The sequence below is a fragment of the Emergencia sp. JLR.KK010 genome, from assembly GCF_037018265.1.
Classification (GTDB): Bacteria; Bacillota; Clostridia; order Peptostreptococcales; family Anaerovoracaceae; genus Senimuribacter; species Senimuribacter intestinalis.
The window spans coordinates 1438196-1457897 of record NZ_CP143550.1 but is presented as its reverse complement, the minus strand read 5'-3'; the positions used below and the strand labels follow the sequence as shown (position 1 = coordinate 1457897).

Below are 19702 nucleotides of genomic sequence, written 5' to 3'. Positions count from 1 at the left end.
CTCTTCTATAAGTTACTGTGAAGTTTGTTGTTTTGTTTTCTCACTGATTCTCCAATCGCAGTTACACAAACTAGCGTCACAATGAGCACCGTGCCAGGCAGAAGCACCATCCACCAGTTCCCGGAAAGCATCGCCTCCTGCGACATGGACAAAAGACTTCCCCATGACACCATGGTAAGCGGCAGCCCCAGTCCCAGAAAGCTCAATGTGGACTCTGTAATCATCGCCTGCCCGATATTGGTCACTACCATGAACATGATGGAAGAAATAAAATTAGGTAAAAAATGTCTCCATAAAATATACCAGAATCCACCCTCCATGGTTTTGACCGCCAGCACATAATCACTTCCCCGGATTTGTCTGACCTCGCTGCGAACTACCTTTGCGATTTGCATCCAGCCGGTCAGTCCGATGATAACAGCCAGGGAAAGCACTGTGGTTTTTCCCCAAAGAGCCTGCAGAAAAAGAATCAGTAAAATCTGCGGCAGACTCATGATAAGTTCTGAAAACCGCATGAGCAAATCACTAATCCATTCACCTGCCAGCCCGCTAACTGTCCCGTAAACCACCGCAATAGCTGTGGAAATCAACCCACTGATCAGTCCGATTAGGAGAGAAGCTCGTCCTCCGTATAAAATCAGAGTCAGTAAGTCTCTACCCATGGGGTCTGTTCCAAAGGGATGGGCTATACACGGCGCTACGCTTGCGGCACTGCTGTCCATCATTTCAGGGGAATAAGGCGATAGCACGCCTGCCAACCCGCAGCAGATAATAATCCCAAGAAGCGTGCAGAAAGCTGCCTTTGGCAGTTTTTTCTTAGGACTCATGCCCTCACCTCCCGAAATGTTTTCTCGTACTCCATGCGCGGATCAAGCCATTCGCTCAGAATTTGCGCCAGTATATTAAATACGACCACGATAGCGCCAGTCAGAAGTGTCAGCGCCATCAGCATATTATAATCCTGATACATAGCAGCTTCAAAACCGAGCATGCCAAGCCCCGGATATCCGAAAATCATTTCTACCACATAAGTGCCCCCAAGAATATGAGGCAGGGAAATCGCCATGATGACAAACATAGATGGCATAATATTGCGTAAGCAATGTTTTCTCATAATAGTCTTTGCGTCAATGCCTTCGGCTTTGCAAAGGAGCACGTAGTCCTTGCGGGTTTCCGCGAGCAGCTTGTTTCTCACCATATAGGCATAATACCACAGATGTTCTAAAACCATAACTGTCACCGGCAGAATCAGATGTAAAAAGCGATCTGTCAAATTTTCTCTGTTTCCAAGGGAGTAAGCGCCTCCTGCTGGCAGAATTTTCAAGGTTACCGCAAAGAGCAGAATCAATACCAGCGCCAGAAAAAAGGACGGTACATTGGCTGAAATGACACCAATTTTGCAGATGAGCCGGTCGGAAAGACTTCCCTCTCTGCGTGCGCAGAACATGCCCAATAAGATTGCAAATCCAAAGGTTAGCCCGTAAGACACACCGCCAAGAATCAGGGTGTTTGTCCACACATTTCCAATCACTGCCTGCACAGGCTGTTTGTACTTATAAGAAAGCCCTAGATTACCATCCAGAAAATTTTCAGCCCACCGCAAATACTGAGTCAGCATGGAATCATTGAGTCCCAGACGCTCTCTGGCAGCTTCCTGCTGCATGGTGCTCATACGCTCTATCCCGTCGCCGTAGTAGGCTTTAAGCGGATCACCTGGACAAAGACGAGCAATCACAAAGATCGCCACAGATAGAAGCACTAATATGATAAAAAGCTGCATTAATTTTTTACATATTTTTCTCATTAGATTTTCTCTTTGATATCCCTGATAGAAAGACCCTGCGCTTCCGCTATTTCCGCTACCTGTGCGAACTCCGGCTTTTCTCTGGTAACTCCATAGCCGCTGCAAACCTTCACATCAACTTTGCCCCAAGGCGTCTGTCTTGTCTCTACTCTTCGCTTGAGAGTAAAGCGCTCCAGCCCATATGCGCGCACCCCGATGGTGGTAGTGTGTTTTAAAATCAGCTCTGCAAACTTTTCTTTTTCTTCCGGTCTACACATGCAGACCAGTTTTACCGCCGGACGGGACTTTTTCATGATAATCTGCTCAAAATACACATCTAATGCGCCCTCTTTTAAGAGGGTTTCCATAGCAAAGCTCAGTTCTTCCCCTGTCATATCATCAAGGTTTGCTGCAAGCTCTACTACTTCATTGGCTGCAGCTTCCGCAATACCATCATCTCCCAAAAGCACTCTGACGCAGTTTGGTCTTTGCTCAAAGTCTTTTGTGCCCATACCATAGCCTATTTTTTCTACGGTCATGGCAGGCATAGTTTCAAAAGATGTTCCAAAATATTTCAAAAGAGCTGCGCCTGTCGGCGTGCACAGTTCCCCTTTGATTTCTCCGCCGTAAATCGGAAGTCCCTCAAGAAGCAGCGCTGTTGCAGGCGCTGGTACAGGCAGTATGCCATGGGCGCATTTTACGCTGCCGGATCCGACATGAATCGGCGATACCACAATGCGCTGTACTCCGATTTTTTCCATGAGCAGACAGTTTCCAACTACATCTGCTACTGCGTCCAGCGTTCCCACCTCGTGGAAATGAATTTCCTCCATGGTCTTTCCATGCACCTTCGATTCGGCACTTGCAATCAGTTTATAGACCGCTTTTGCATCAGTCTTTACTTTTTCAGCAACCTCCATAGCCTCTATCAGTTTGTAAATCTCCGCAATCCCGCTGTGATGATGGTGGTGTTCAGCGTGAACATGTTCATGATCGTGATGTCCATGGTGGCAAACACCTTCCTCTATACCGTCAACAGTAACTCGTATATGACTTCCCGTCACACCACACTTTTCGGACGGCTCCAAGGCAACTGTCACCTTCTCCGGCAGAAGGCTGTTCAGTTGCTTTAAAACTTGCTCTTTATCTTCTATCAATTCCAAAAGCGCCGCCATCAGCATATCCCCTGCAGCGCCCATATTACACTCTATATACAAAGTCTTCATTTATTTTCCACTCTCCATATTATTGATCAAATTTGCCTGATATCCAGCGCCAAAGCCATTGTCGATATTGACAACACTGACTCCGCTGGCGCAGGAGTTCAGCATGGACAAAAGTGCTGTCACACCGCCAAGGGCTGTGCCATAACCTACGCTGGTAGGTACCGCAATCACCGGACAGTCTGCAAGACCTCCGATGACAGAAGCAAGGGCTCCTTCCATCCCTGCAATAGCGATAATCACCCTGGCGCCCATAATTTTTTCTACATGGGCGAGAAGACGGTGAATACCCGCAACCCCTACATCGTAAAGCCGCTCTACACGATTACCCATGATTTCGGCAGTCAGCGCAGCTTCCTCTGCAACTGGAATATCGCTAGTGCCCCCTGTGGCAACCAGAATATAGCCTTCGTGCTTTGGCGCAATTTTTTGACCGACAAGTCCAACTCTTGCTTCCGCAAAATACGTAAAAGGAATATCCCTTTGAAAATATTCTGCAGCTTCTTGACTCATACGCGTAATGAGGATAGTCTTCTGCCCGCTGTTCCAAAGACTATGAGCGATTTTATCAATCTGCTCAGGACTTTTTCCCGCCCCATAAATAATCTCCGATGCACCCTGGCGGATCCCTCTGTGATGATCCAGCGATGCGATATCAATTTCCTCAAAAGGCGCCATTTTCAGTCCTAACAAAGCTTGTTCTACATCTATCTGTCCTGCAGCTACTTTCTGCAGCAGCTGCCTTACTTCGTGCTGTTCCATAGTTATTCCTTTCTGTTTTCCTTTATCGTGGCTGCATATCCAGCAGTATTATATTGAAATATGGTTTTAACGCTTCGGTTACGGACTCCCTCACAGCTACAAATTGATCCATTTGTGCATCTGGCAGTTGTACTCTGGCGCTGTCATGGAACATTCGGATCCGAAAATCAGAAAATCCCAGTTTCATCAGTGCAGCCTCTGCGCCTTCTATCCGGCACAGCTTTTCTTCGGTGATCTTTTCGCCTGTAGGCACTCTCGTCGCAAGGCAGGCATAAGATGGCTTATCCCAGGTAAAAAGCCCAGCCGCTTTCGAGCGATCTCTAACCTCTTTTTTTGTCATTCCGCAAAGCCTCAGCGGTGACAGAACTTTCATTTCGGAAAGCGCCCGCATGCCCGGTCTGTCCCCGGCATCATCAGAAGCATTAGTGCCGTCAATGATAACATCGTATCCGTCTGCTTTTGCCGCCTCAAGCAGCCTATCGAAAATGTGCTTTTTACAGTAATAACATCTGTTTTCCGGATTTGCTGCAACGGTTTCGTCCTCCAGAATATCGCACTCCAAAATGCGCAGCTTTGCAGAAAGCTCTGCAGCCAACCTCTTTGCATCCGAAAGCTCAAACTGCGGCTGAAATTGACTCTTTGCAAAATAGGCAGTCACATCCGCTTCCCATCTTTGCGCCGCATAAAGTAAATACGCAGAATCCACTCCGCCTGAAAAAGCCAAAGCTACCTTTCGATTTTCTTTAAAAAACTCTTCTAAATTTCTATATTCCATGTTCATCCTCTCTCGACAAAACAAAAACGCCACGAACAAAGCTGGGTTTCTGCGAAACCCTATCTGCCTTCGTGGCGCAATCTTTCTAATATGTAATTTATGATGCAATGTTTATCAGAACTTTTCAAAGTCTGCACGCAATTTCTTCATGAAATCTAATATATTTATTGTACCCCAGCCCGGCTCAAAAATCAAGTTTTTTTGAGCCGGAACCTGTTATCCCTAAGCTTTAAAATAGCCCTTTGATATGATACACCGAAAAAAATGTATTTGATTTCATGGATTTTATAATTAGTTTTGATAATTTAATTTTCCCCAACACCGAAATCGAATAAGGACACATTCTTCCCTGGCGACTATTCTATTATAGAAAAAACAGATTCGTTTATTGTTGTTTTTTACAGCATTTGAGATGTAAAATTCGTCTAAGATATATATAATTAATCATCAGAATCATTACCCCAATCAAATTTACAAACAAATGATACTCCCTATAGATAGTGCAGTTATATCTACTTTCATTTGTTTGCTGCGGCTGCTGAAACTATATAATAGATACTCCATTTCCATAGTAAAATCAATAAAAAAAGAAGTTATCAACATTCCATTTGAATGTCTAAACGCCACCATAAATGACAATAGTCCCAAGAGAAAAATTGGCATTAGAAAAATCTTCTTAAAGTATACAGGCTTACATAATAGTAGGTAGGACCCCACAATTGCAGCATCTAGCCCACACCATGCAATGTGTATAAAACTAGCCGTTCCTTCAACTGTAATATCTTGGAGCAAAGCGTTTATCTCCCAAGCAAAATTTATAAATATTGCGATTGGCGGTATATTCGTATTCCGATTTTTTACGTTATATACAATTATTAGTATATATGTAACACTCCAAAACAGACCTTGCAAAACGTCAAAATTCTGCATAAATGTCTTCCTTTCTCACTATAATGCGCAAAAAGACAACCTATAAAGGTCGTCTTTTTGCATATAAACTCTACATCAATTAAATCCTTCTCCAGGCTTTTGTTGACCAAGGGGTGTAAATCTTCTGATCTCCAACCACTTTATAGCCCCTTACCTTGTAGTAGTAAGTTCTGCCTTTCTTCAGTTCCTTGTTATTGATATAGTTTTTCTTTGTTGTTGTCTTGAAATATGGAGTCTTTCCAAATCCAGAGTATCTCTTGGTGGATTTATATACTTCATATCCGTCCAAACCAATGTCCTCGATGTTCTTTGGAACAGTCCACGTCACCTTAATTGCCTTCTTTCCGTTCAGCTTCGTCAGCTTGGAAGTCAGCTTAATCTTTGCTCCCTGCACTGCTGTGATTACTTCTTCGTCAGGAAGAGGTCCCAGCGGTGTATCCGGATCTTCGATTTCTGTCGGTGGCTGCGGCTCTACCGGTGTTGTCGGTTCCGTAGGACCCGGATTTGGGTCTACTGGAGGATTTACTGGACCAACTGGTATTGACGGTTCAGCAGCGCCGCAATCCCTGCATATTCCATTTTCATAAATGTGCTTACCTGTCGCCAGCACAACCTCGGACTCAATCAAAACTTTATCACACACACTGCACTTACTCCCAGCTGTCTTTCCATCCTTTACACAAGTTGCAGCTGTTTCTTCTATATCAACCGGTGTATGCGCTTCAGTTTTCGGAACTATCTTCTGCGCTTTTAATACAAGACCGCAAACCTCACAGTGACTGCCTTCAGTTAATCCAGTTGCAGCACAGGTTGCTTCCACAGCTTCATCAGCTACTGCCTTATGTCCCAGCTTTTCAATTACTACGCCGTTCATTTCTTTGTAGTCTTCATCAAAATTCATATGACAAGCGCTGCAAGTGTAGTGTGCAAGAATTCCATCTTCTTCACAGGTTGCCGCTTTACCCTCTATTAGTTTACCGTAATCATGACCTTTCGCATCAAGTATCATCTTGAAAACAAAGTCCTGACCATCTGCTGTGTACCGATAAACCGCTTCACCCGCCTCAGTACAGCTTGGTTCATCAACCTTCACCACATATGCCTCACTGCCGAGAACCGGTAATGTCTTGGTTTCTTCATTTCCACACGCACCACGTGCACATACTCTAGTTAAGACGCCTGCCGCCTCCTCTGTCGGATTAACAGTTACTTTCCACGCACCATAGTTATGACCCAATGCTGTAATAGTTACATCCTGCACTTCATTACCATCTTCATCGAAATTCCCATCGCAGCGCTGGCAATGTAAATGTGCAATAATGCCGTCTTTCTCACAGGTCGCTGCTTTTTCCTCTACAAAACGCTTACTGTGACCAAGCGCCTCAAGGCTTATATCTACCATAACTGATTCATCATTTTTCAGTGTATATCTATCCAGCCCTGTATCAGTACAATTCGGTTCTGTCACACGCACACACGTATAATCGTCTTCACTTAACATCGGAAGAATCTCTTCCTCATAAATATCCTCACATCCGATACATCTTCTGGACATATGTCCCGGTGCCAACTGGGTCGGTTTAGTATCAATCTCCCATTCGCTATAGATGTGTCCGGCTGCGTTAAGCTCTACCTCAAAGGAAAATGCCTCTTCGGTTTCCGTTTTATAAATGTAGATTGCGATTCCTCCCTCTGTACAGGTCGGCGCAGGATTCATCGCCACATCATATTCCTGGCTGTCTTCTGATAAAACCGGAAGTGTTACACTTTCTGTTTCTTCGCATATGCTGCAAGTTCTTTCCAGCGTACCTTCTGTCATTTCAGTTGGCGCTGCAGTGCACTCCCATTTTCCGTACTTATGACCGGAAGTAATCGTATACTTATATGCTACAACCGGACCAATCTGTTTACCGTCTTTATATGCAGCAGCTTTGATGGTGTATTCTACATCCTTGTCGCTATCACATTTTAGTGCGATCGGATTCTCATAAAGAGAACTGTCCGCAGTTGGATCACTTCCGTCCGTTGTATAACGAATTTCTGCTCCTGCTACACCCTCTATCCTGAGATCTACAGACTTATCACCCTCAAAGATTCCTTCCTTCTCGTAATCTTTGGCATCTACACTGGCAATCGGACTGCCTGCAGACCATTTACCCTTATTATAAGTATAGATGTATCCGGCTTTTCCTTCTGTGATTTCTGTAAATGCTTCGTCAGCATTGCATAACTGCGCCGGCGTAATTGCTATCTCATGGAAAGTCGCATCTGTATTGCTCTGTGTTATCTCATGTAACTTTCTGCTTCCGTCTACAGCATTTGATAATACAAACTGACCGGTTCCCTTGCTGCTGATAATATTGCCGCCGCCAGCTGTCGTATAAACGCCTCCATTTGCAGTCATTGTGCCGTTAATATCAATCTTTGCGTCTTTTAAATCATTTGCAGTACGGGTATATCTTTGCTGCTGATTTGCCACATACGCCGCAGCATAGAAATCCCGATTGCCAGTAATATAGCCTTTTCCTATCCATTCCTCTCTATCGTATACAAACAGATCTGCTCCTTCAGTTACTTCTAATTCACTGCCTTCTTCAATCGTTATTTCAGCACCCGGAAGCAAAGACATATCTTCGTTCACATGCATTGTTCCCTTCCGCATAATGATGGAAATATTTCCATTAATCGGAAGAACATAATCAGATGAATGCACGGTCTGCGAAATAATAGACAACTTTACATTGAGAGAAATTTCATTTACATTCAATCCGCCATTAACATCCAGATAAAGTCTATCGTTTGTTTTATCATATCTCTTTATCAGATAGCTGTTCTCATCTGTCAGCATATAAAGTCCGCCGTCACCGATAAAAGAAATCTCTGCGCTTGTATTAGTTTTGGCCGCATAAATACTCGTGTAGCCTTTTAATTGCGCACCTTTATAAAGTTTGAGCGGCGCTTCAATGTTCTGTATATAATATTGGGAGAACGGAAATACCTTTTCGCTTGCTTTGTTCAATTGAGATGTACAGCTTCCGCCTCTCCAGTCTCTAATCTGGAAGTACTCATAAACCTGTGCGCCCGGATTTGCCTGTACAAGTCCGTCTCCGGTGATATATCCATAAGCATAGAGTGATGCACCGGACTGTAGATCTATTCTTCCACTATCTGAAAGTTCTATATGGCTGTATGCACCTACGACAGCCCCAACATTCGGCTGCTGCGAAGAATGGGCCGCGCTGACACTGATTGCACCGCCGCTGGCTACAGTTAATGTTCCATTTACAGTCAATTTCCGATACTCTTTTCTCGTACCAGTTGTCGCAATTCCTGGTTTCGTTGTATAGCAGGTGTTTGCATCATCAAAAGGAATCAATAAAGTTACGCCGCTTGGAATCGTATAATCCCCTTCCATCACGCCGTTTCTCAATAGCGTGATGACCTTCGAATCACTGCTTTCTGCTTCACTGATTGCTTCATCCCAGCTAAAATAAACCTTTGAGCCTACTCCAAGCATCGGATCGGATGCTTTGCTGAATTTTGCAGAAATTGTTCCATCCTTAGTTGGGAAAAAGGAATAGCTTACATCCGTTGATAAAAGTTTATCATCCAGATACCAGCCCATAAACTCGTATTCCGTTTCACCTTCTCCGGTCTCCAGCAGATATCCTTCCGCCCCTGCCTTTGTGAATGTTTGGGTTTCGCTGATGGACTCGCCGTCTACGGTGTAACTGCCGTGTTCGGCCTCTGCAAAAGTTATGCTGGGATTCTCATTTTTCCCAAGCTGTATATCACTTATATCAACAGATGTCGTCTTCTCATCTTCTGCTGAGGTAATTACGATATTCACAGATGCGCCTGGCGCTAATTCAGTTTCAAAATCCCCGTTAAATAAACTCGTGTATGTCTCTTCGCCTATCTGCACGGAGCCTCCATTTGGGGTGGCTTTAAAAGCGAAATACAAAGTTTCTGCTTTATCGCTGGCATTTTTAATTACAAGTGTTGCCGTTGATGACTTTGCACTGCTGCAGCCGCCTCCCGCAGTTCCCGTTACGGATCCTGTAATTCCAGTGCCATCTTTTACTTCCCATGTGCCGCTTCCTTTTTCGCTCAAGCTGATATTCTGGTCGCTCAGCGCACCGGATATGCCTGCAAAAGCAGAATTTGGAGCCAAAATCATTGCAAACAGGCTAAACAGCAGGATTGCAATCAATAATTCCATGGATACACGTTTCAGTACACGTTTCAGCATTTCAAAACTCCTTTTACTAATTCCTTCTAAATTGCACTAACTCTCTTCTATCTAAACTGTTTTTTAACATTCTTATATTCAACTTTACTTCTTTGTTCCCGCAACTCTAAATAAACTGCGCTTCCAATAATAGCACTCAATACTGCCCAGATATGACCATAATGAAATGGTCCGAAAACCAGTTCTCCTGCACGCAGCCATTCTTCGCAAAATCTGAAACTACCATATGCAATCATATATAGTGGCCAAAGCTCTCCTAATTGAGTGCCCTTTCGATTTTTTATATAGAAAAAAATCAATAATCCGATATGAAATATAATCTCTAATTCTCGCGTCGGCCAGCGAAGGGATTCGCTTCCTGGCAAAAACTGCCCCTGACAGCAGCCGCTTACAATACAAGCAATTCTTGCAAATATCAGGGTTGTAATCGTACACATGACGAAAACATCAAATACATCATAAAACGGTCTGCGAAATAGTCTCGCGCCTATGAAATACACGATAGGCAAAAGAAAAATACTTCCGAAAAGAGACTGACCGCTTTCTAACGGGTTTCCCCATGTTTCTAATCCTGCAAATAACTTAACACACACCACTCCTGCGGCTGTATTTAAAGCAGACATAACAGGAATTAACGATGAGGGAATCTGTAGTCTGTGACGAAATATCCACAGCCAGCCACAACCTATTGCCGTGGCAAAAATCAAACAAATCAGTAATATATGTTCCTCTATCCAGGGAAAAAACACTTCTATATCTCCATTCCCTTATAATATCATTGTTGCTCTATCATCCGACTTTGATAAAAGGGCAGTCTGCGAAGACTGCCCATATCATCTTAATGAAACTATTAGGCACAGAACTATTTGATGGTTCTCCATGCTTTGGTTGACCACTGGGTGTAAACCTTCTGATCTCCCACCATCTTATAGCCTCTTACTTTGTAGTAGTAAGTCTTGCCTTTCTTCAGTTCTTTGTTATTAATATAGCTCTTCTTAGTAGTTGTCTTAAAATATGGAGTCTTTCCAAATCCAGAGTATCTCTTGGTGGATTTATATACTTCATATCCGTCCAGTTCTAACTCTTCAACTGCCGATGGCACTGTCCAAGTTACCTTTACTGCTTTTTTACCGTTCAAGGTTGTCAGCTTAGAAGTCAGCTTAATCTTAGCACCCTGTACTGCAGCGATAACTTCTTCATCAGGAAGAGGTCCCAACGGTGTATCAGGATCTTCGATATCTGTTGGAGGCTCTGGATCCACCGGAGTTGTTGGTGTAGTTGGACCAACTGGAGGAGTTACCGGCTGGTTGTCAGTAAATCTAGCAACAACTTCCATATCTCCAGTTACTCGCACGGTACCAGTAACTCTTGTATCTCCGATATACCATCCATCAAAGGTTGCATTTTCCTTTTCAGGAGTTTCTGCCGGCAGAGATACGCTTTCGCCGAACTTTGCAGTTTCTACAGTCTTTGTTCCTTCATTAATGAAAGTAATATCGTAATCGCCCAGAATAGTAACATTTACAGTTTGACCGTTAGCCTGACCTACTGCATCATCAAACATTTTAACAAAGAATGCGATAACAACTCTTGCGTCGTCAGCCGTTCTCAAAGTATCCAGCGGCTCCTGAATTTCGTCAGAGAATGCCAGGTCACTTCTTACTGTAACACCTCTCTTTAAGGTTGCAGCAGAACTGCTGACCTGTAAAGAGCTTCCCTTTGGCAAATATATTTCGATATTATTGCCATTCTCCGTAGTTACGCCTGTTTCTAAGTGTGCAGCATCTCTAATAGCAGCTTCAGAACCGCCAAGACCGTTCTGACTGCTTGGATTTACTGTGCAGTCCTTATCAAAGATTAATTTTTCATAGCCAATCTTTATATATGCGCCTGCCGGAATAAAAATCTTGCTGTCATCTGTTCCTGCAGTTACCTCCACCATATCAACTAATTTCTGCCAAGCTGCTCTGACTTTATCAGCACCGCCGATAGGGTTTGCCTCTACAGTAAACGTAGAAGGGTTCTTATCGGTAGCCTCTACTGCATAAGAAAAGTCAAGATTATCTACTTTTCCTTCTAAAACAGCAGATTCAAATGCAAAAAGATTCTGCAGCGCAGCACTTAGCGGAATACCTTTAAGATCAATTCCAGTATTAAGAGTATAGCTTGCTTCTCTCAGCCCTGTAATTCCAAGTCCAGCGATGTTTTTCATCTTCAACGTAGCAGTTGCTGAGTTTGCATCTACTTTTTCACCGACAATCTTAGCAACCACGCTGTAGTCATCATAAGCGGTTACAGATGCAGTCGTATCCCCAGACTCAAGTGCAAAATAAATTTTGCCGTTGTCGTCCCAGTTCTTTTCTGCAGCAAACGCCATCGTCGGCATAAAGCAAACCAGCATAGCTACTGTCAGAACTAAACTCATTACTTTTTTCATTCTTTCATCTCCTTTACTTAATATTAATAGTTTCATCTATATCATAGCTTTTGCTATCATACCACCTTAATTGGATTTCTCATGGTCGGCTCCAGTTTCCTTAAATATGTGCTAACCCCTCATAGAAATGTTTTAGCTGTCTGAAGAGAGGGCATCACATATTTGAAACATTTTATCCTTTTTTACTTATATATTATAGTACTCTACCCACGCCCCTTTGTCAAGTTATTAGAACTGAGAAGGTAACACCTGTGCGAACAGATTATCAAGCGTTTACAACCATTACAAATATTAAAATTTCAATGTTTCCATTCAACTCATTCATAGTTCTGACGCCATTTATTTTTTTATTATACCAAAACACAGTTAGAAATTTGTTATATTTTTGACAATACTTCGATTTATTACAGAAATCCATTTTCCCCAGAAAGAATCTACGCCAATCTTCCACAAAGGAAAGCTTCAGATGCGCGCCCGCAAACATTGTTATCCTCAGACAATAAAACAGCCCTCTGCAAGAATCTTCCCTCGCAAAGAGCTGCGGCTACAACCTTATTCCATATCTTCCAGCCTGCCATGTTTTTCATAGCGGCTGACACGACTGATTTTATTCTCATCGTCCACGAAGATTACGCTCGGCGGATTTTCCGATGCCTCTTCCGGCGTCATCTGTGCATACGCCATGATGATGACCTTATCTCCTTTCTGCACGCAGCGAGCTGCTGCGCCATTAAGACAGATAATACCGCTTCCTGCTTCCCCTGCAATGGTATAAGTCTCAAAACGCGCCCCGTTGTTGATGTCCACAATCTGCACTTTTTCGTATTCCAAAATGCCGGAAGCTTTAAGAAGCTCTACATCCACAGTAATGCTGCCCACATAGTCAAGTTCTGCCTGCGTTACTGTTGCACGATGAATTTTTCCTTTTAACATCTCGATGTACATGATTTTCCCCCTTAGCCTTCGTAAATAAAGTTGTCGATGAGTCTGGTCTTTCCGATATAGACTGCCATAGCTACCAGCACCGGCGGCTTCATCTCAGTAATCGGTTCCACAGAAACTGCGTCTACAGCCTGTACATAGTCAATCTTTGCCATAGGTTCTGCCTCGATGACCTTTTTCATGGCGGAAACGATATCGTCAGCAGATTTCTCACCGCTCTCTGCCATTTCGCTTCCCAGCTTTACCGCCCGTGAAAGCACCAGTGCCGCCTTGCGTTCTTCCGCGTTCAGATAAGTATTTCTGGAACTCTTTGCAAGACCGTCCGCTTCACGAATAATCGGGCAGCCGACAATTTCAATGCCAAAGTTCAAATCGCGCACCATGCGGCGAATAACGGAAAGCTGCTGCGCATCCTTCTGTCCGAAGTATGCTCTGTCCGGCGTCACGATGTTAAACAGTTTAGAAACCACCGTGCACACGCCGCTGAAATGAATCGGTCTGGACTTTCCGCAAAGCTCTCCTGTGAGGGCGCGCATGTCCACAAAGGTGCAGGCATCGTCCGCATACATTTCGGAAGGTTCCGGATTGAACAAAAGGGCTGCTCCTGCGTTTTCGCACAAGGCTGCGTCTCTATTCAAATCTCTCGGATAGCTTTCCAAATCCTCGCCTGGTCCGAACTGGGTCGGATTGACAAAATCGCTGACAACAACTCTATCGTTTTCTGCTGCCGCACGAAGAATTAAACTTTCGTGCCCTTCATGGAGAAAGCCCATGGTAGGCACCAGTCCTACGGTAAGCCCCTCTGCTTTCCAAGCCTTGACGGCCGTTCTGACTTCTTCTATGGTTTTTACGATTTTCATTCTCTTTGCTCCCTATTTTTTAGTACAATTTATTTATTACATCATCAGAAATTTTAAAAGTATGTTCTTCCGCCGGGAACGTACCTGCCTTGACCTCTTCGATATAGCCTGCAATGCCTTCCCTCATAGCTGCGCCAACATCAGCAAAACGCTTTACAAACTTTGGCTTAAAGTCGGAGAAAATTGCCAGCATATCCTGATATACAAGAACCTGTCCGTCACAGCCATTTCCTGCGCCAATACCGATGGTCGGAATAGAAATAGTCTCACTGATAATCTTTGCCAGCTTACCCGGAACGCATTCCAGCACTACTGCAAAAGCGCCTGCTTCTTCAACAGCCTTCGCCTCTTCAATCAGCTTCTTTGCTGCCTCTTCGCTCTTTCCCTGCACCTTAAATCCGCCAAAAGCATTGACAGACTGCGGGGTCAAACCGATATGGGCAACCACTGGAATAGATGCCTCTACAATAGCCTTAATCTGCGGGCAAACCGCTGCGCCGCCTTCCAGCTTTACAGCCTGACATCTGCCTTCTTTCATCAGTCTTCCGGCATTAACCACTGCATCATAGACGGAAGTCTGGTAACTCATAAAAGGCATGTCCCCAACTACCAGTGCGTTCTTAGTTCCTCTTGCAACCGCCGCAGTGTGGTGTATCATATCCTCCATGGTTACAGACAGTGTGTCCTCATATCCCAGCATAGTCATGCCCAGGGAATCTCCTACCAAAATAGTATTTACACCGACCTCATCCATCAGTTTTGCAGTAGAATAATCATATGCTGTCAGCATAGTGATTTTATCTCCGTCCAGTTTCTGCTGCTTTAATGTTGCCACCGTGTTTTTCATTGTTCTAACTCCTTTTTCAATTTCCTGTAATCTCTACTCGGATTTTTTCGTTCTGCAATCTTAACAAGTCTTACCGACAGCGTTCTATAGGCCGGCAAAATCTCCTCGTCTAAAGATTCTGCCGCTTTAAGCGCCTTTATATGCGCCGCCACGGTTTTGTCATCTCCTCGCTCGCAAGGTCCTGTCAGGGCTTTTTCCGCCCCGAACGAGGTCACCGCCTGCGCATTGCCCAGTATCAAAGGCGCCAACGCCTTCTCTGCGTCTTCCTGTTCAAAGCCGCACTGCTGTAAAAGTTGCGCTCCTATATCAGCAAGAGCAATCATCTGATTGCTGACCATGACTGCCGCTGCATGATAAAGGGTTTTCACCTCTGGACTGATGATTCCCACCTTGTTTCCAAGAGCTTCAAAGCACTGCCTCATCTCGTCAAGCCTCGCCGGGCTCCCTTCAATAGCAAAATATGCTTTTGGAAGTTCTTTGTAGGATTCGTACTTGCTGCTGATTGCATAAAGAGGATGAATGGAATACCTGAAGGCCCCCCTATCCTCCGCATTAAAAAAAACGGTCGATGGAATCGAACCGCTGCAATGACAAATATTCTTATCTTCAATAGGCAAACTGCGCATGTCATCCCAAATCTCACTGATACAGCCGTCGGGCACTGTAATGAAAAGGGTATCACTGTCGTTCACAATATCTGCTAAAGTTTCGTAGTATCTGCTGCCTGTAAAGGCTGCTGCGTCTTTGGCGGACGCGGGGCTTCTGCTGTAATAGCCGCTAAGGGATATACCACCCTCCGCCAGATACTTTCCCAGTGAGAAGCCGACCTTTCCGGCTCCTATAAAACCTGCTCTCATACCTATCACCTCCTGATTTTCTCGGGGAGTAGATATGCGCTAAGCTCTTCTGCCTCCAGTGTCGTTCCGTCAAAGCGGATACAGTCCAAAGACATTTCCTGTTTTAGATAAAAATTGGTATCGCTTCGGTTCATGAATGCCATCCATGTTTACTATAGCATTTTAACGCAGGTTTGTACAGTGTTTTTTGTTAGAAATACACGGCAAATACACGAAAAACGTTTAGTGATTTTCTGGGACAGACAAAGCTGACAGTTTTTTAGATTTTTGTCAGTTTTGTCTGTGTTTCTATCAAAAATCCTGACAGAGCTGACAATTATTTTTGATTTTGTCAGCTCTGTCAGGATTTCGGGCGTATTAAGATGGGGTTCTTCACGATTTGCTGACAAAATCCTGCATGCTGCTCTCATTTTGTCAGTATAGATGGTTAATAATATTTTTCATGCGTTTACCGTAGTTAGAAATACTGTATGGGTTGCTGCTGACTGCTGCAGATCGTCTGCAAATTTCTCCGGGTTAGATTCTTGTTATATTTCCAACAACACTCTCTATTTTTTGCTTTACCACAAAACAATCTAATTAAAACGAGACTGCAGCCCGGTTTAAACCAAACTGCAGTCTCTCACACTGTAATAACGATACGTCCCAGTATTCTTTCTGTTTTACGCCGTTCACGTCTTTACAGTCTCGACATTTCTCTCCATTTTATGCACATCTCTTCACCCTCTTGCAGCTATTCTCTGCCCTTGCGTCTTTGACAGACCGACATTGCTGCCAGCCCGCTTCCTGCGAGCAGAAGTCCTGCAATCCAAAGAGGCAGTCCACTGCCATCACCAGTCTGTGGTACATCACCAGTCTGCGGTACAGCACCTGCCGAAGAATGATCCAGCTCTGGCACATCCGCTAAAGGCGGCTCCATTTCCGGTACATCAGCAAGCGGTGGTTCCTCATCTGGTATCTGCGGATATTCAGAAAGCGGTGGTTCCTCGTCCTCGATATCAACTGGCTCCTTCGGAATCCATGTTGCAGTATAAACCACATTTCCCGTCACAGTATCACTGATTGTAATATCCCAGCCAGCAAAGACATATCCCTCTCTTTCTGGAATACCATCTTTAAATTCCGGGGTTGTTTCCCCATAATAAAGATTTGAGTTAATCTGATCTGTAAAAACATCTTCCCCTTCTACACCATCGGTATAAATTACAGTATAAGTAATCACCGGCGGTCTCGGTTTTACTGTCTTCACAGGTTCCCAGACTGCTACATAAGTGACATCCCCTGTTACAGTTTCGCTGATTTCTTTGTCCCAGCCGACAAAAGTATAACCTTCGCGAACCGGGGTTCCGTCAAATTTAGGTGTATCTTCTCCCAAACTCAGATTCGGATATACCTGTGTTTCAAAAACTTCATCATCTTCCACGCCGTCTTCATAGGTGACAACATATGTTTTCACATCACTGCCGCCTTCATTATACGGCGAATATGGTCCACTTACGTCTGCAAAACTCTCGTTTGCAAACACTACCGTCCCTGCTAAAATAAACATAAATAGAAGGGCGGCAGAACAAAAGAATTTTTTTACACTGCTTTTAAAAAGCATCTTTTTATCACTTCCTCTTCTTTCATTATTATTTTATTACTGCTCTAAAAAAGAATCGCTTCCATTTCCCAGAGCTACTTTGAATCTGATGTGCTTAATTTTTGATTCACTGCATCAGAAATGTCGACCATTTTGCTTTCCAGATATGCGCCCGGGCACTCCGTCTTTTTTGAAAACATTTTGTGCAAAGTCAGGTTCCCTGCAGCATCACCAGTATACACCAGCTTTTGTATCCCATTACGCCTGCAGATATCTGCACACAATGCAATAAGTTTCTCATAAGCGGCATCGCTGACATGCCAGCTGCCGCCGATTTCATCATTGGCGACTTCAATAGTAACTGCCATATCATCATTTTCCTTGCTGCTGGAGCTCCATGGACGGTTGCCTTCCTCTACATAAAGCGCCACTCTGCCGGTGCTGTCTATGGCATAGTTAGAAGAGGCTTTTCGGTCACTAGTCGAAAAATCTTTTCCTACCTGTTCCAGTGTAAAATTACCCGCCATATGATGAATTGTAATTTTTTGTATTTTCTCACCTCTCGGAAAATCCGCATTGGCAGTCAGCCAGATATAATCAATCATTGAACTGTTTCTTTCAATTACTTCCTGCTCTTCTGCTGCAGAAAGTTCCCGTCCTACCGTATCAGGAATGCTGGACATGAAGCGATACGCCATCAGCAATACAAAACAAGCCATGACACAAAATCCCAAAAGCAGCATCTTTTCGCCAGTATAACGCTTTTTATTTTTCATTTGTATGTTCTTTTTTCCCATGAAAATCGAGCTCCTTCTAAGTCCCTATACCACACAGCAATATACATTATATGCAAAATACAGCGCAAAACTGCCAAAAATTAGTCTTGTTACCTTTTCACTGATTACCTGCTTTTTCGCTTCATCATCCTCTGTTGTCAACATAACAAACGGCACCGCCGCCACATAAAGGAATGTCGTATCCATAAAGCTGTGCACCAGCGCTGCTGTGAAACCGCTCCTCTGTGCTGCACTCTCTTTTTTCTTGTAGTGCCGCAGTACAATAATCAGCAGCATTGCCAGCGCCACTAACCCCAGCTCTACGCCCACATGAATAAAAATATTGTGGATATGCCAGGTGTTAAAGTACTTATCGCTGTCCTGCAGATTAAGAATCCGCCACTGCTGCGGTCCCACACCCAGGATAGGATTTACAAAAAAATATCCTAAACCATTTCGCATCATACCAATCCGTTCTGCAAAAGTTGCAGTAGCGTTAGGTCTTAACAGAATTGCACCCAGTGCACCCAATGTGCCGACGCCTACCATAAAAAACGAAGTCAATGGACTTTCATTTAAAAACCGCTCTAATCGGCTCCACATCACTATGGCGATGAGACAATAAATAAACATGACCGCACAGACCCACGGCGCATTGGTTTTGTCCCCTGCGATATAAAGAAGTAATCCTGTTCCCACACCGAATCCAACTCTGGCAAAAAGCGAGGCAATCTCATTCATGGTGTATCTCCGCAAGACTATCATAACCAAAAGTCCGATTGCCATAGACAGAAAAGATCCCATTGAAAGGGTCAGCGCAAGGGCAATCAGCAGAAGCGGTTCCGCGTAAGAAAAGACACGGTTCCACCCCCCCTCATCAGTTTTTTTGTCCTCTTTACAACTGATAGCCGCAAACCAGCCTATGATGAGAAATGTCCCAAGCGCATTGGGATTCCCAAAGACTCCACCAAGTCTGCCGGCGTCCCCCTGCAATGCATCTGCCACAAACTGCAGGATTCCCATTGCCGCAATCATGCTCATCCAGACCACACTGAGTCGTTTTAAAAGAACTCTTTCCTCTGCGGATAAATATGAAAGCAGCAAAAGCATCACTGGAAAAATCGACTGAGTCGATGCAAACCCTTTAACAAAATTCCCATAAACCGCATAGGATGAACAGGCACTCATCACATTATAAAAAATCAATGGCAGCAAGATCCACAAATCTACCTTCGCTGCAGGCTGCATCATACCCGTCATACATAAAATGATACCCACAAGTCCTATCACTAAAACAGTGCCGGTTTGACAAAGGGTCAGAATAAAGAAAGCGAGAAACAAAAGGAGCAAAGTTACATGCTCCATCCAACTGCTGCATTTTTCTTCTAAACTATTGCCCATCTTTTCTCCTCCCCGAATTATAATATGCATGCAAAAAAAGCGTACTCTTTCTTCCTCTATACAAACTGCATATAAGTGCGCCTAAAAAATATCCCAAAACTCAAATCTAATCCTCAATCTAATATATTTTATCATAAGGCAACATGGCTTTCAAGATAATTATTTTCCCTCTTCCTCGTGTTTCTTTCTCTCTTAACGAATACAGCCGGGCGTCTTACTCTTCTTGTAAGATCCCCGGCTGTACCCGCTAAATATCTAAATTACACACTTTTGAT

16 protein-coding genes are annotated in these 19702 nt (G+C 44.0%); all 16 read right to left on the bottom strand.

Annotated elements, in window-relative coordinates; genetic code table 11:
• Positions 1-5: 5 nt before the first annotated feature.
• The 16 genes from V1225_RS06935 to V1225_RS06860 all read right to left on the bottom strand — a co-directional run bounded on the left by V1225_RS06935 (position 6) and on the right by V1225_RS06860 (position 19427).
• Positions 6-827 (bottom strand): ABC transporter permease, encoded by an 822-nt coding sequence (locus V1225_RS06935; RefSeq protein WP_161909224.1) that lies wholly within the window; start codon positions 825-827, stop codon positions 6-8.
• Positions 824-1804 carry an ABC transporter permease gene (locus V1225_RS06930; protein WP_161909225.1) on the bottom strand — a complete coding sequence of 327 codons (981 nt, stop codon included), beginning with the start codon at positions 1802-1804 and terminating at the stop codon, positions 824-826. The genes V1225_RS06935 and V1225_RS06930 overlap by 4 nt, the downstream gene beginning before the upstream one ends.
• A complete protein-coding gene (larC, locus tag V1225_RS06925; protein ID WP_251612796.1) occupies positions 1804-3009 on the bottom strand; it encodes a nickel pincer cofactor biosynthesis protein LarC in 1206 nt (401 codons plus the stop codon). Before larC ends, V1225_RS06930 begins: the two co-directional genes overlap by 1 nt.
• A complete protein-coding gene (gene larB / locus V1225_RS06920) occupies positions 3010-3768 on the bottom strand; it encodes a nickel pincer cofactor biosynthesis protein LarB (RefSeq protein WP_160200630.1) in 759 nt (252 codons plus the stop codon).
• Between the two features lie 22 nt (positions 3769-3790).
• Positions 3791-4543, bottom strand: a complete 753-nt coding sequence (larE, locus tag V1225_RS06915; protein WP_251612798.1) for an ATP-dependent sacrificial sulfur transferase LarE — start codon at positions 4541-4543, stop codon at positions 3791-3793.
• A 471-nt stretch (positions 4544-5014) separates the two neighbouring features.
• Positions 5015-5473, bottom strand: coding sequence for a hypothetical protein (locus V1225_RS06910; protein ID WP_160200632.1), 459 nt, complete (start codon positions 5471-5473; stop codon positions 5015-5017).
• A 79-nt stretch (positions 5474-5552) separates the two neighbouring features.
• Positions 5553-9725, bottom strand: coding sequence for an FN3 associated domain-containing protein (locus V1225_RS06905; RefSeq protein ID WP_338548072.1), 4173 nt, complete (start codon positions 9723-9725; stop codon positions 5553-5555).
• A gap of 47 nt (positions 9726-9772) precedes the next feature.
• On the bottom strand, positions 9773-10474 hold the full coding sequence (locus tag V1225_RS06900) for a prolipoprotein diacylglyceryl transferase family protein (RefSeq protein WP_338548071.1): 702 nt from the start codon (positions 10472-10474) through the stop codon (positions 9773-9775).
• A 113-nt stretch (positions 10475-10587) separates the two neighbouring features.
• A complete protein-coding gene (locus V1225_RS06895; RefSeq protein WP_338548069.1) occupies positions 10588-12162 on the bottom strand; it encodes an InlB B-repeat-containing protein in 1575 nt (524 codons plus the stop codon).
• Positions 12163-12714: 552 nt separating this feature from the next.
• On the bottom strand, positions 12715-13107 hold the full coding sequence (gene panD / locus V1225_RS06890; RefSeq protein ID WP_160200635.1) for an aspartate 1-decarboxylase: 393 nt from the start codon (positions 13105-13107) through the stop codon (positions 12715-12717).
• Positions 13108-13118: 11 nt separating this feature from the next.
• Positions 13119-13964, bottom strand: coding sequence for a pantoate--beta-alanine ligase (panC, locus tag V1225_RS06885; protein ID WP_338548066.1), 846 nt, complete (start codon positions 13962-13964; stop codon positions 13119-13121).
• Between the two features lie 19 nt (positions 13965-13983).
• Positions 13984-14811, bottom strand: a complete 828-nt coding sequence (gene panB / locus V1225_RS06880; RefSeq protein ID WP_160200637.1) for a 3-methyl-2-oxobutanoate hydroxymethyltransferase — start codon at positions 14809-14811, stop codon at positions 13984-13986.
• Entirely contained in the window at positions 14808-15668 is an 861-nt protein-coding gene (locus V1225_RS06875) for a Rossmann-like and DUF2520 domain-containing protein (protein ID WP_338548063.1), read from the bottom strand. Before V1225_RS06875 ends, panB begins: the two co-directional genes overlap by 4 nt.
• A gap of 733 nt (positions 15669-16401) precedes the next feature.
• Complete coding sequence (locus tag V1225_RS06870) at positions 16402-17193, bottom strand: InlB B-repeat-containing protein (protein WP_338548061.1); 792 nt, start codon at positions 17191-17193, stop codon at positions 16402-16404.
• Positions 17194-17345: 152 nt separating this feature from the next.
• On the bottom strand, positions 17346-18047 hold the full coding sequence (locus V1225_RS06865) for a peptidoglycan recognition family protein (RefSeq protein WP_160200640.1): 702 nt from the start codon (positions 18045-18047) through the stop codon (positions 17346-17348).
• Positions 18048-18071: 24 nt separating this feature from the next.
• A complete protein-coding gene (locus tag V1225_RS06860) occupies positions 18072-19427 on the bottom strand; it encodes an O-antigen ligase family protein (protein WP_161908727.1) in 1356 nt (451 codons plus the stop codon).
• Between the last annotated feature and the right edge of the window lie 275 nt (positions 19428-19702).

Bases quoted from the DNA above. Each gene is read 5' to 3' on its own strand.
- V1225_RS06935 (WP_161909224.1), bottom strand. From the start codon at position 827: ATGAGTCCTAAGAAAAAACTGCCAAAGGCAGCTTTCTGCACGCTTCTT.
- V1225_RS06930 (WP_161909225.1), bottom strand. From the start codon at position 1,804: ATGAGAAAAATATGTAAAAAATTAATGCAGCTTTTTATCATATTAGTG.
- larC (WP_251612796.1), bottom strand. From the start codon at position 3,009: ATGAAGACTTTGTATATAGAGTGTAATATGGGCGCTGCAGGGGATATG.
- larB (WP_160200630.1), bottom strand. From the start codon at position 3,768: ATGGAACAGCACGAAGTAAGGCAGCTGCTGCAGAAAGTAGCTGCAGGA.
- larE (WP_251612798.1), bottom strand. From the start codon at position 4,543: ATGGAATATAGAAATTTAGAAGAGTTTTTTAAAGAAAATCGAAAGGTA.
- V1225_RS06910 (WP_160200632.1), bottom strand. From the start codon at position 5,473: ATGCAGAATTTTGACGTTTTGCAAGGTCTGTTTTGGAGTGTTACATAT.
- V1225_RS06905 (WP_338548072.1), bottom strand. From the start codon at position 9,725: ATGCTGAAACGTGTACTGAAACGTGTATCCATGGAATTATTGATTGCA.
- V1225_RS06895 (WP_338548069.1), bottom strand. From the start codon at position 12,162: ATGAAAAAAGTAATGAGTTTAGTTCTGACAGTAGCTATGCTGGTTTGC.
- panD (WP_160200635.1), bottom strand. From the start codon at position 13,107: ATGTACATCGAGATGTTAAAAGGAAAAATTCATCGTGCAACAGTAACG.
- panC (WP_338548066.1), bottom strand. From the start codon at position 13,964: ATGAAAATCGTAAAAACCATAGAAGAAGTCAGAACGGCCGTCAAGGCT.
- panB (WP_160200637.1), bottom strand. From the start codon at position 14,811: ATGAAAAACACGGTGGCAACATTAAAGCAGCAGAAACTGGACGGAGAT.
- V1225_RS06875 (WP_338548063.1), bottom strand. From the start codon at position 15,668: ATGAGAGCAGGTTTTATAGGAGCCGGAAAGGTCGGCTTCTCACTGGGA.
- V1225_RS06865 (WP_160200640.1), bottom strand. From the start codon at position 18,047: ATGGGAAAAAAGAACATACAAATGAAAAATAAAAAGCGTTATACTGGC.
- V1225_RS06860 (WP_161908727.1), bottom strand. From the start codon at position 19,427: ATGGGCAATAGTTTAGAAGAAAAATGCAGCAGTTGGATGGAGCATGTA.